We start from the raw sequence: 12,726 nt of genomic DNA, 5'->3' as shown, positions 1-12,726 counted from the left end.
ATCCCCAGGCCCGGCCTGACTACCGTGGCTGAACTCCGATTACTTCCCGCCCGTCCTGAGAATCACACATTCGTGGGACTGCTGAGAGAGCGTGTTCCGTGGCTGATGTACCTGCCGATCTTGCCGCAGTGTGGCCGCGTGTTCTCGACCACCTCCTACGGGCGGACGCCGACGGTCTCAAGCCCAAGGACCAGGACTGGCTCAAGCGCACGCAGCCGTTGGCGCTGGTCGCCGACACCGCGCTGCTCGCCGTCCCCAACGAATTCGCCAAGGGCGTCCTCGAAGGCCGGCTGGCGCCGCTGATCGGCGAGGCCCTCAGCCATGAGTGCGGCCGCCCGATCCGGATCGCGATCACCGTCGACGACTCCTCCGAGGAGCCCGCGGCGCCCGCACCCGCCCCGCAGCCGCCGGCCCCGCAGCAGGTTCAGCACCCGCAGCACCAGCAGCCGCACGAGACGTACGAGGGGTACGACGGACGGCAGGGCTACGCGCGTCAGGGCGACGAGCTGCCGCACGTCCGGCCCGCCTACCCCGACTACCCGCAGCACCAGCAGCCCCGGCACGAGCCCGGCTCCTGGCCGCAGCACTCCGCCGGCCTGCCGCCCGCGCCCGGTCCGCGCGAGGACTACGGCTGGCAGCAGCAGCGCCTCGGCTTCCCCGAGCGTGATCCGTACGGCACGCCGCCGCCCGCACACGTACAGCAGCAGGGCGACTACCGCGGTCAGGCGCCCGAGCACCCCCGGGCGCAGCGGTCCGAGGGGCGCGACCCCTATGACCCACAGGCGCAGCGGCGGGATGCCGCCGAGCACCAGTCCGGGCGCCATGCCGGTCCCGGCTCGTCGCTGCCCGCCCCCAGCGGTGCGCCCGGTCCGCTCGCCGCGCAGCCGGCGCCCGCGACCGGCCCCGGGGAGCCGACCGCCCGGCTGAACCCGAAGTACCTCTTCGACACCTTCGTCATCGGTGCGTCGAACCGCTTCGCGCACGCCGCGGCCGTCGCCGTCGCGGAGGCGCCGGCCAAGGCGTACAACCCGCTGTTCATCTACGGCGAGTCCGGGCTCGGCAAGACGCATCTGCTGCACGCGATCGGGCACTACGCGCGGAGCCTGTACCCGGGGACCCGGGTGCGGTACGTGAGCTCGGAGGAGTTCACCAACGAGTTCATCAACTCCATCCGCGACGGCAAGGCGGACGCGTTCCGCAAGCGCTACCGCGACATGGACATCCTGCTCGTCGACGACATCCAGTTCCTGGCGAGCAAGGAGTCGACGCAGGAGGAGTTCTTCCACACCTTCAACACGCTGCACAACGCCAACAAGCAGATCGTGCTCTCCTCGGACCGGCCGCCCAAGCAGCTGGTCACCCTGGAGGACCGGCTGCGCAACCGCTTCGAGTGGGGTCTGATCACGGACGTCCAGCCGCCCGAGCTGGAGACCCGGATCGCGATTCTGCGGAAGAAGGCGGTGCAGGAGCAGCTGAACGCGCCGCCCGAGGTGCTGGAGTTCATCGCGTCCCGGATCTCGCGCAACATCCGCGAGCTGGAGGGGGCGCTGATCCGGGTGACGGCGTTCGCGTCGCTCAACCGGCAGCCGGTCGACCTCGGGCTCACCGAGATCGTGCTGAAGGACCTGATCCCCGGTGGCGAGGACGCGGCGCCGGAGATCACCGCGACGGCGATCATGGCGTCGACCGCCGACTACTTCGGGCTGACCGTCGACGACCTGTGCGGCTCCTCGCGCAGCCGGGTGCTGGTGACGGCCCGGCAGATCGCGATGTACCTCTGCCGGGAGCTGACGGATCTGTCGCTGCCGAAGATCGGCGCGCAGTTCGGCGGGCGGGACCATACGACGGTGATGCACGCCGACCGTAAGATCCGGGCGCTGATGGCGGAGCGCCGGTCCATCTACAACCAGGTCACCGAGCTGACCAACCGCATCAAGAACGGCTGACGCGCCACGGTGGTGGTGCGCCCAGGGCGCTCCGGGAGATCCCGGGGCGCCCTCCGTGCTTCCCGGGCCGTCGTCCCGTCGTACCGGGCTCCGTCGCCTCTCGCGGCCTCTCCCATGCCTTCCCGCGTCCCCCTGCCGATGCCCTCACCCACGCGCTCCGTGCTCGGCGCACGTCCTCGCCCGGGCCGCTCCGCAGGGCGGTCCGGCTTCGCTGTGCGGCGTTCTGCGGTGGCGGGCCGGCCGTCCCCAGGGGGTGCGGGAAGGGGGCGGGGCGGGGGTTCGGAGCCGTCGGCGGGGGTTTCAAACCTGTGGATGGCGCCCGGCTCTGTTCGATTCCGGGGGAGGTCACGGCCTCTCTCCACAGATTGGGGGAAAATCTTCCGTCCACACCCTGGGGACTGGAAAGTTATCCCTGTGGCATCCACAGGCCTGGCTTCTGACGGATCATCGAGCGAGGTCAGAGGGGTGTGGATTTGTGGCAAACCGTAATCCACAGGCTGTGGACAGAAGGTTCGTCCACAGGGGGCCGTTCGGGTTGTCCACCGGCTGCCCACAGGCTGGGGGTGGTTGTCCCCAGCTTCTCCACACCCCTGTCCACTGTTCGGCAACGCGACACCGGCTCTCACCGCCCCGAGTGAAAGCGGTCACATCAACACCGGGGGTTGGGCTGTGGGGAACGTGGGTAAAACTGGGGACGGCGCTGGGGAGAAGTGGCCTTCCCCTGTGCATGGGGTGTGCAGAACTTTCGGCGGTCCACAGATCCGCCCGGTTATCCACGACCGCCACCCACAGGCCCGGTGGATAAAAAATCCGCGTTGACCTGCGAAAAGGCAGTTGTCCACGGTTTCCACAGGCCCTACTACTACGACCACGGATATCTACCGGGGAACTCGTTCGGAAACGGGGCCTGTGCACAACTCGCGCTCCGAGCGCCGACCGCCCGCCGAGCGGACTTGACCCCGAGCAGCAACGGCTGTCGGTGGCGTGCGTCAGACTGGAATCCGGCAACTCAGCCGACGACGAAAGCCAGCAGGGCGAGAGCCAGCAACAGCAGGAGGCGGTTTCCGGTGAAGATCCGGGTGGAGCGCGATGTACTCGCGGAGGCAGTGGCCTGGGCGGCCAAGAGCCTCCCGGCCCGTCCGCCGGTGCCCGTCCTCGCGGGCCTGCTGCTGAAGTCGGAGGACGGCAAGCTGTCGCTCTCCGGCTTCGACTACGAGGTCTCGGCGCGGGTCTCGGTCGAGGCGGAGGTCGAGGAGGAGGGCACCGTCCTCGTCTCGGGCCGGCTGCTCGCCGACATCTGCCGGGCGCTCCCCAACCGCCCGGTGGAGATCTCCACCGACGGCGTCCGCGTCACCGTCGTCTGCGGCTCCTCCCGCTTCACCCTCCACACCCTGCCCGTGGAGGAGTACCCGGCCCTGCCGACGATGCCCACCGCCACCGGCACCGTCCCCGGTGAGGTCTTCGCCGCCGCCGCCGCGCAGGTGGCCATCGCCGCCGGCCGTGACGACACCCTCCCGGTGCTCACCGGTGTGCGGATCGAGATCGAGGGCGACACCGTCACGCTGGCCTCCACCGACCGCTACCGCTTCGCCGTCCGCGAGTTCCTGTGGAAGCCGGAGAACCCGGACGCCTCCGCCGTCGCGCTGGTCCCCGCCAAGACGCTTCAGGACACCGCCAAGTCGCTGAGCAGCGGTGACACCGTCACCCTGGCGCTCTCCGGCTCGGGCGCGGGCGAGGGCCTGATCGGTTTCGAGGGCGCCGGCCGCCGCACCACGACGCGGCTGCTGGAAGGCGATCTGCCGAAGTACCGCACGCTCTTCCCGACCGAGTTCAACTCCGTCGCCGTGATCGAGACCGCGCCGTTCGTCGAGGCGGTCAAGCGTGTGGCGCTGGTGGCCGAGCGGAACACCCCGGTCCGGCTCAGCTTCGAGCAGGGCGTGCTGATCCTGGAGGCCGGCTCCAGCGACGATGCACAGGCTGTGGAGCGCGTCGACGCGGACCTGGAGGGCGACGACATCTCGATCGCCTTCAACCCGGGCTTCCTGCTGGAGGGCCTGTCGGCGATCGACTCCCCGGTCGCGCAGCTGTCCTTCACCACGTCGACCAAGCCCGCCCTGCTCAGCGGCCGTCCCGCCAAGGACGCCGAGGCGGACGAGACGTACAAGTACCTGATCATGCCGGTGCGGCTCTCCGGCTGACGTCCGCGTCTCACGGGCCGGCCGGGGCTCCCGGCCGGCCCTCCGCGTCCCCGGATGGGCGCCGCCGATGAGCGCGCGGGCCCACAGGTGTGCACGCACCGCCCGGCGTAGGCTCGGACTCGGGTACGAACAGCAACGACTACGTGCAAATGAGGGTCTCTGATGGAGCTCGGTCTCGTCGGTCTCGGCAAGATGGGCGGCAACATGCGCGAGCGCATCCGCCGCGCCGGCCACACCGTCGTCGGATACGACCGCAACCCCGATCTCGCGGATGTCCACAGCCTGGAAGAGCTTGTGGGCAAGCTCAAGGGTCCGCGGGTCGTGTGGGTCATGGTCCCGGCCGGTGACGCCACGCAGGCGACCATCGACGCGCTCGGTGAGCTGCTGTCCGAGGGCGACGTCGTCGTCGACGGCGGCAACTCCCGCTGGACCGACGACGAGAAGCACGCGAAGGAGCTGGCGGCCAAGGGCATCGGCTTCGTCGACTGCGGTGTCTCCGGTGGCGTCTGGGGCCTGGAGAACGGCTACGCGCTGATGTACGGCGGCTCCGCCGAGGACGTCGCCAAGGTGCAGCCGATCTTCGACGCGCTCAAGCCCGAGGGCGAGTTCGGCTCCGTGCACGCGGGCAAGGTCGGCGCCGGCCACTTCGCGAAGATGGTCCACAACGGCATCGAGTACGCGATGATGCAGGCGTACGCCGAGGGCTGGGAGCTGCTGGAGAAGGTCGACTCCGTCACCGACGTGCGCGAGGTCTTCCGCTCCTGGCAGGAGGGCACGGTCATCCGTTCCTGGCTGCTCGACCTCGCGGTCAACGCCCTCGACGACGACGAGCACCTGGACAAGCTGCGCGGTTACGCCGCCGACTCCGGTGAGGGCCGCTGGACGGTCGAGGCGGCGATCGACAACGCCGTGCCGCTGCCGGCGATCACCGCGTCGCTGTTCGCCCGGTTCGCCTCCCGCCAGGAGGACTCGCCGCAGATGAAGATGATCGCGGCGCTGCGCAACCAGTTCGGCGGCCACGCCGTCGAGAACAAGAAGTAACCAGCAGGTCCGCAGCCGCGGGAGGTCGGCGCAGCTCCATGCACGTCACGCATCTGTCGCTCGCCGACTTCCGCTCGTACGCCCGGGTCGAGGTCCCGCTCGAACCGGGCGTCACGGCGTTCGTGGGCCCCAACGGCCAGGGCAAGACCAACCTCGTCGAGGCGGTCGGCTATCTGGCGACGCTCGGCAGCCACCGGGTCTCCTCGGACGCGCCGCTGGTGCGGATGGGCGCCGAGCGGGCGATCGTCCGCGCCGCCGTCGCCCAGGGGGACCGGCAGCAGCTGATCGAGCTGGAGCTGAACCCGGGCCGCGCCAACCGCGCCCGGATCAACCGCTCCTCCCAGGTGAAGCCGCGCGATGTGCTCGGCATCGTCCGTACGGTGCTCTTCGCGCCCGAGGACCTCGCGCTGATCAAGGGCGATCCCGGGGAGCGGCGGCGGTTCCTGGACGAGCTGATCACCGCGCGGGCGCCGCGGATGGCCGGGGTGCGCGGCGACTACGACCGCGTCCTCAAGCAGCGCAACACCCTGCTGAAGTCCGCCGCCCTCGCCCGGCGCCACGGCGGCCGCACGATGGACCTCTCCACGCTGGACATCTGGGACCAGCACCTGGCGCGCGCCGGGGCCGAGCTGCTGGCGCAGCGCCTCGACCTGATCGCCGCGCTGCGCCCGCTGACGGACAAGGCGTACGGCCAACTGGCGCCCGGCGGCGGCCCGGTGGGGCTGGAGTACCGGGGTTCGGCGGGCGAGGCGATGGCCCGCGCGAGCAACCGCGAGGAGCTGTACGGCGCGCTGCTGGAGGCGCTGGGCGAGGCGCGGAAGAACGAGATCGAGCGCGGGGTGACGCTGGTCGGCCCGCACCGCGACGATCTGCTGCTGAAGCTGGGCGACCTGCCCGCCAAGGGGTACGCCAGCCACGGCGAGTCCTGGTCGTACGCGCTGGCGCTGCGGCTGGCCTCGTACGACCTGCTGCGGTCGGAGGGCGAGCCGCTCCAGACGCCGGAGGGCGGCGGGCGGCGCAGCGGCGAGCCGGTGCTCGTCCTCGACGACGTCTTCGCCGAGCTGGACGCGCGGCGCCGGGAGCGGCTGGCGGAGCTGGTGGCGCCGGGCGAGCAGGTGCTGGTCACGGCGGCGGTCGAGGACGATGTGCCGGCGGCGCTGGCCGGGCGGCGGTTCGCGGTGTCCGGCGGCACGGTCCGTGCGGAGACGCCGTGAGCGACGGCGGGGCGAAGGAGCCGAAGCCGCCGGAGCTGTCGGGCATCGATCTGGCCCGGCAGGCGCTGGTGGCGGCGAAGGAGCAGGCGCGGGCGCGGGGCGCCGCCGCGCAGCAGAAGAAGCAGGCGCGCCGCGGCGGGCTGCGCTCGGGCGCGCGCGCGGACGGCCGTGACCCGCTGCCGCTGGGCGCGGCGATCAACCGTCTGATCACCGAGCGCGGCTGGGAGACCCCGGCGGCGGTCGGCGGGGTGATGGGTCGCTGGCCGCAGCTGGTCGGGCCCGAGGTGGCGCAGCACTGCGAGCCGCAGCGGTACGACGAGGACGCCCGGGTGCTGACGGTGCAGTGCGATTCGACGGCGTGGGCGACGCAGCTGCGGCTGCTGGCCCCGCAGCTGGTGCGGCGGCTCAACCAGGACCTGGGCCAGGGCACCGTGAAGCTGATCAAGGTGCTGGGCCCGGGCGGTCCGTCGCGGCGGTACGGACCGCTGCGGGCGCCCGGCAGCACGGGCCCCGGGGACACGTACGGCTGAGGCGGTTCGCGCCTGTGGGGACGGTTGTGCACAAGCGTGGTGGATGAGACTCCGCTCACGGTTGCGACCGGTTGACAGCCCGAAGCGCTGAGTGCCGGTTTGAACGTCCTCGGGCCCCGTTCCAGATACGGGGAGTCGGTGGACGTGAGTTCAGGGCGGCACATGCGGACTCAGGTACCCGCAAAGCCCCATGAGTGTCAGCGCCACCGGTACACTGGTTCGTAATCCCGCCGGCTCGCGGGACACGTCGATCAAGACAGAACGACGCAGCCGCTCCCCTTCGACTCCGTGGGGTGTCCCCCACAGGCTGGGGAGGGCTCGTGCTGTGCCAGAAAGGGCGCTTCGTGGCCGACTCCGGCGACCTCAACGAGAACAACACGGCTTCCACCGCAGAGGGGGTCCCGGCAGGTGCCGTGGACGACTCCTCGGGGGAGAAGTCGTACGACGCCAGCGCGATCACCGTCCTGGAAGGCCTGGACGCGGTACGCAAGCGACCCGGCATGTACATCGGCTCGACCGGCGAGCGCGGACTGCACCACCTGGTGCAGGAGGTCGTCGACAACTCCGTCGACGAGGCGATGGCCGGGCACGCCGACACCATCGACGTCACGATCCTCGCCGACGGCGGCGTGCGCGTCGTCGACAACGGCCGTGGCATCCCGGTCGGCATCGTGCCGTCGGAGAACAAGCCGGCCGTCGAGGTCGTGATGACGGTGCTGCACGCCGGCGGCAAGTTCGGCGGCGGCGGGTACGCCGTCTCCGGTGGTCTGCACGGCGTGGGTGTCTCCGTCGTGAACGCGCTGTCCACGCGGGTGTCGGTCGAGGTCCGCACGGACGGCCACCGCTGGACGCAGGACTACAAGCTCGGTGTGCCGACCGCCCCGCTGGCCAAGCAGGAGGCGACGGACGAGACCGGCACCTCGGTGACGTTCTGGGCCGACGGCGACATCTTCGAGACCACGGTCTACAGCTTCGAGACGCTCTCGCGCCGCTTCCAGGAGATGGCGTTCCTCAACAAGGGCCTGTCGATCGCGCTGACCGACGAGCGCCCCGACCACGTGGACGAGGAGGGCAAGCCGCTCTCCGTCCGCTACCACTACGAGGGCGGCATCGTCGACTTCGTGAAGTACCTGAACTCCCGCAAGGGGGAGCTGGTGCATCCGACGGTGATCGACGTCGAGGCCGAGGACAAGGAGCGGATGCTCTCGGCCGAGATCGCGATGCAGTGGAACACCCAGTACAGCGAGGGTGTCTACAGCTTCGCCAACACCATCCACACCCACGAGGGCGGCACCCACGAAGAGGGCTTCCGCGCGGCGCTGACGGGCCTGATCAACCGTTACGCCCGCGACAAGAAGCTGCTGCGCGAGAAGGACGACAACCTCACGGGTGAGGACATCCGCGAGGGTCTGACCGCGATCATCTCCGTCAAGCTCGGCGAGCCGCAGTTCGAGGGCCAGACGAAGACGAAGCTCGGCAACACCGAGGCGAAGACCTTCGTCCAGAAGGTCGTCCACGAGCACCTGACGGACTGGCTGGACCGCAACCCCAACGAGGCCGCGGACATCATCCGCAAGGGCATCCAGGCGGCCACCGCCCGCGTCGCGGCCCGCAAGGCGCGCGATCTGACCCGCCGCAAGGGCCTGCTGGAGACGGCGTCGCTGCCGGGCAAGCTGAGCGACTGCCAGTCCAACGACCCGACCAAGTGCGAGATCTTCATCGTCGAGGGTGACTCCGCCGGCGGCTCGGCCAAGTCCGGCCGCAACCCGGAGTACCAGGCGATCCTCCCGATCCGCGGCAAGATCCTCAACGTCGAGAAGGCCCGGGTCGACAAGATCCTCCAGAACAACGAGGTCCAGGCGCTGATCTCGGCGTTCGGCACCGGTGTGCACGAGGACTTCGACATCGAGAAGCTCCGCTACCACAAGATCATCTTGATGGCGGACGCCGACGTCGACGGTCAGCACATCAACACCCTGCTCCTCACCTTCCTTTTCCGCTTCATGCGGCCGCTGGTCGAGGCGGGCCACGTCTACCTCTCCCGTCCGCCGCTGTACAAGATCAAGTGGGGCCGGGACGACTTCGAGTACGCCTACTCCGACCCCGAGCGCGATGCGCTGATCGAGCGCGGCAAGCAGGCCGGCAAGCGCATCAAGGACGACTCCGTCCAGCGGTTCAAGGGTCTCGGTGAGATGAACGCCGAGGAGCTGCGCGTCACCACCATGGACGCCGACCACCGGGTGCTCGGCCAGGTCTCCCTGGACGACGCCGCCCGTGCCGACGACCTGTTCTCGGTGCTGATGGGCGAGGACGTCGAGGCGCGTCGCTCGTTCATCCAGCGCAACGCCAAGGACGTCCGCTTCCTCGACATCTGAGTCTGTCGGCCCCTCAACAGCCGCAGCGCGAAAGGACTTTGATCAACCATGGCCGACGAGACTCCCCCCGTGACCCCGGACGGCACCACCGTCGAGGGCGCACCCGCCACCATCGAGGGCGTGGGTATGCGCGTAGAGCCGGTCGGGCTCGAAACGGAGATGCAGCGCTCCTACCTCGACTACGCGATGTCCGTCATCGTCTCGCGTGCGCTGCCCGACGTCCGCGACGGTCTCAAGCCGGTGCACCGCCGGGTGCTCTACGCGATGTACGACGGCGGGTACCGCCCCGAGAAGGGCTTCTACAAGTGCGCCCGCGTCGTCGGTGACGTCATGGGTACGTACCACCCGCACGGCGACTCCTCGATCTACGACGCGCTGGTCCGCCTGGCGCAGCCGTGGTCGATGCGGATGCCGCTGGTCGACTCCAACGGCAACTTCGGCTCCCCGGGCAACGACCCGGCGGCGGCCATGCGGTACACCGAGTGCAAGATGAAGCAGCTCTCGATGGAGATGCTGCGGGACATCGACGAGGAGACCGTCGATTTCCAGGACAACTACGACGGCCGTAACCAGGAGCCGACGGTCCTGCCGTCGCGCTTCCCGAACCTGCTGATCAACGGCTCGGCCGGCATCGCCGTCGGTATGGCCACCAACATCCCGCCGCACAACCTCCGCGAGGTCGCCGCCGGTGCCCAGTGGGCGCTGGAGAACCCGGAGGCGTCCTCGGAGGAGCTGCTGGAGGCGCTCATCGAGCGCATCAAGGGCCCCGACTTCCCGACCGGCGCGCTGGTGGTGGGCCGCAAGGGCATCGAGGAGGCGTACCGCACCGGCCGCGGCTCGATCACGATGCGCGCGGTGGTGGCGGTCGAGGAGATCCAGAACCGCCAGTGCCTGGTCGTCACCGAGCTGCCCTACCAGGTCAACCCGGACAACCTCGCGCAGAAGATCGCCGACCTCGTCAAGGACGGCAAGATCGGCGGCATCGCGGACGTCCGTGACGAGACGTCGTCCCGTACGGGCCAGCGGCTGGTCATCGTCCTCAAGCGGGACGCCGTCGCCAAGGTCGTCCTCAACAACCTCTACAAGCACACCGACCTCCAGACCAACTTCGGCGCCAACATGCTGGCGCTGGTCGACGGTGTGCCGCGCACCCTCTCGCTGGACGCGTTCATCCGCCACTGGGTGACCCACCAGGTCGAGGTCATCGTCCGCCGGACCCGCTTCCGGCTGCGCAAGGCCGAGGAGCGCGCGCACATCCTGCGCGGTCTGCTGAAGGCGCTGGACGCGATCGACGAGGTCATCGCGCTGATCCGGCGCAGCGAGACCGTCGAGGTGGCGCGCGAGGGTCTGATGGGCCTGCTCGCCATCGACGAGATCCAGGCCAACGCGATCCTGGAGATGCAGCTGCGCCGGCTGGCCGCCCTGGAGCGCCAGAAGATCACCGCCGAGCACGACGAGCTCCAGCAGAAGATCAACGAGTACAAGGCGATCCTCGCCTCGCCGGAGAAGCAGCGGCAGATCATCAGCGAGGAACTGGCCGCGCTGGTCGAGAAGTTCGGCGACGACCGCCGCTCCAAGCTGGTGCCCTTCGAGGGCGACATGTCCATCGAGGACCTGATCGCCGAAGAGGACATCGTCGTCACCATCACGCGCGGCGGCTACGTCAAGCGCACCAAGACCGACGACTACCGCTCGCAGAAGCGCGGCGGCAAGGGCGTGCGCGGCACGAAGCTGAAGGAAGACGACATCGTCGACCACTTCTTCGTCTCGACCACCCACCACTGGCTGCTGTTCTTCACCAACAAGGGCCGCGTCTACCGCGCCAAGGCGTACGAGCTCCCCGACGCCGGGCGGGACGCGCGCGGCCAGCACGTCGCCAACCTCCTGGCCTTCCAGCCGGACGAGCAGATCGCCCGCATCCTGGCGATCCGCGACTACGAGGCCGCGCCGTACCTGGTCCTCGCCACCAAGGCGGGCCTGGTGAAGAAGACGCCGCTGAAGGACTACGACTCGCCGCGCTCCGGCGGTGTCATCGCGATCAATCTCCGTGAGCTGGACAACGACGCCGAAGGCACTTCCGACGAGCTGATCGGCGCCGAGCTGGTCTCCGGCGCGGACGACCTGCTGCTGATCAGCAAGAAGGCGCAGTCGATCCGCTTCACCGCCACGGACGAGGCGCTGCGCCCGATGGGCCGCGCGACCTCCGGTGTGAAGGGCATGAGCTTCCGCGAGGGCGACGAGCTGCTGTCGATGAACGTGGTGCGCGCGGGGACGTTCGTCTTCACCGCGACGGACGGCGGCTACGCCAAGCGCACCCCGGTCGACGAGTACCGCGTCCAGGGCCGCGGCGGCCTCGGCATCAAGGCGGCCAAGATCGTGGAGGACCGCGGTTCGCTGGTCGGTGCGCTGGTCGTCGAGGAGAGTGACGAGATTCTTGCGATCACGCTCGGCGGCGGCGTCATCCGTACGCGGGTCAACGAGGTCCGGGAGACCGGTCGTGACACGATGGGCGTCCAACTGATCAACCTGGGCAAGCGCGATGCCGTCGTGGGCATCGCACGGAACGCCGAGGCCGGGCGCGAAGCCGAAGAGGTCGACGGGGCCGCGGGCTCCGAGGAGACCGCGGAGGCCACGGGCGTGGAGCCGGCGGCCGAGGGCGGGCAGCCCGCGGCGGAATAAGCACAAGGAGTAGGTCGTGAGTGGAGCCACGGGCGCTGCAGCGGGCGGACAGGGAGCCGGAAAGGGCACCTCGTCAAGACCCGCAACCGTGACGGAGGACAGCGCCCGTGGCTCCGGCATGTCCGGCAGCCCGCACCAGGGGGGAAGCATGACCGATACGCGTCAGCCCTATCCGCAGCACGCGCAGCCGCAGCCCGAGGCGCAGCCGCCGCACAAGCCGTACGAGCCGCCGCGGGCGTACCCGGCGGACGGCGGCACCGGTTCGGTCCGGCTGCCGCGCACCGACGCCCGTACGGCGCCGCGCACCCGTAAGGCGCGGCTGCGGGTGGCGCGCACCGATCCGTGGTCGGTGATGAAGGTGAGCTTCCTGCTCTCCCTCGCGCTGGGCGTCTGCACGATCGTGGCGGTCTCCGTGCTGTGGATGGTGATGGACGCGATGGGCGTCTTCTCCACGGTCGGCACGGCGATCAGCGAGGCGAGCGGTTCCGCCGACGGCAAGGGCTTCGATCTCCAGTCGTTCCTGTCGCTGCCGCGGGTGCTGCTGTTCACCACCGTCATCGCGGTGATCGACGTGGTGCTGGCGACGGCGCTGGCGACCCTCGGGTCGTTCATCTACAACCTGTCGGCGGGCTTCGTCGGCGGCGTCGAGCTGACGCTCGCCGAGGACGAATGACCCGTCGGGGAGCGGGCCGTGAGGGCGGCCCGCTCCCCGATTTTGGGAACGCCTCTGAAGTGCGCTAATC

General features: G+C 69.9%; 8 protein-coding genes. All 8 read left to right on the top strand.

The features are described from left to right. Window positions 1-98: 98 nt before the first annotated feature. The 8 genes from dnaA to ABT345_RS15850 all read left to right on the top strand — a co-directional run bounded on the left by dnaA (window position 99) and on the right by ABT345_RS15850 (window position 12,656). The gene (gene dnaA, locus ABT345_RS15885; protein WP_345089262.1) at window positions 99-1,946 is read left to right on the top strand and encodes a chromosomal replication initiator protein DnaA; all 1,848 of its coding nucleotides are present in this window, start codon (window positions 99-101) and stop codon (window positions 1,944-1,946) included. Between the two features lie 1,067 nt (window positions 1,947-3,013). Continuing rightward, window positions 3,014-4,144: a DNA polymerase III subunit beta gene (dnaN, locus tag ABT345_RS15880; RefSeq protein WP_030285679.1), complete on the top strand. Its 1,131-nt coding sequence runs from the start codon at window positions 3,014-3,016 to the stop codon at window positions 4,142-4,144. Between the two features lie 162 nt (window positions 4,145-4,306). Further along, complete coding sequence (gene gnd, locus ABT345_RS15875; RefSeq protein ID WP_345089258.1) at window positions 4,307-5,185, top strand: phosphogluconate dehydrogenase (NAD(+)-dependent, decarboxylating); 879 nt, start codon at window positions 4,307-4,309, stop codon at window positions 5,183-5,185. 38 nt (window positions 5,186-5,223) lie between these two features. Next, on the top strand, window positions 5,224-6,399 hold the full coding sequence (gene recF / locus ABT345_RS15870) for a DNA replication/repair protein RecF (RefSeq protein ID WP_345089255.1): 1,176 nt from the start codon (window positions 5,224-5,226) through the stop codon (window positions 6,397-6,399). Continuing rightward, window positions 6,396-6,929, top strand: a complete 534-nt coding sequence (locus tag ABT345_RS15865) for a DciA family protein (RefSeq protein ID WP_345089252.1) — start codon at window positions 6,396-6,398, stop codon at window positions 6,927-6,929. Before recF ends, ABT345_RS15865 begins: the two co-directional genes overlap by 4 nt. A 320-nt stretch (window positions 6,930-7,249) precedes the next feature. Next, window positions 7,250-9,304 (top strand): DNA topoisomerase (ATP-hydrolyzing) subunit B, encoded by a 2,055-nt coding sequence (gene gyrB, locus ABT345_RS15860; protein ID WP_345089249.1) that lies wholly within the window; start codon window positions 7,250-7,252, stop codon window positions 9,302-9,304. 48 nt (window positions 9,305-9,352) lie between these two features. Further along, on the top strand, window positions 9,353-11,983 hold the full coding sequence (gyrA, locus tag ABT345_RS15855; RefSeq protein ID WP_345089247.1) for a DNA gyrase subunit A: 2,631 nt from the start codon (window positions 9,353-9,355) through the stop codon (window positions 11,981-11,983). A gap of 16 nt (window positions 11,984-11,999) precedes the next feature. Next, window positions 12,000-12,656: a DUF3566 domain-containing protein gene (locus ABT345_RS15850; protein WP_345089244.1), complete on the top strand. Its 657-nt coding sequence runs from the start codon at window positions 12,000-12,002 to the stop codon at window positions 12,654-12,656. The last annotated feature ends 70 nt before the right edge of the window (window positions 12,657-12,726 follow it).

This window comes from Streptomyces sp. NPDC000404, assembly GCF_040300365.1.
Taxonomy (GTDB): Bacteria; Actinomycetota; Actinomycetes; order Streptomycetales; family Streptomycetaceae; genus Streptomyces; species Streptomyces ramulosus.
The sequence above is the reverse complement of the archived record's forward strand: the minus strand, read 5'-3'. Positions and strand labels throughout refer to the sequence as shown.

Excerpts from the sequence above, each read along its gene's own strand:
- recF (WP_345089255.1), top strand. The coding sequence starts at position 5,224 with ATGCACGTCACGCATCTGTCGCTCGCCGACTTCCGCTCGTACGCCCGG.
- gyrA (WP_345089247.1), top strand. The coding sequence starts at position 9,353 with ATGGCCGACGAGACTCCCCCCGTGACCCCGGACGGCACCACCGTCGAG.
- gnd (WP_345089258.1), top strand. The coding sequence starts at position 4,307 with ATGGAGCTCGGTCTCGTCGGTCTCGGCAAGATGGGCGGCAACATGCGC.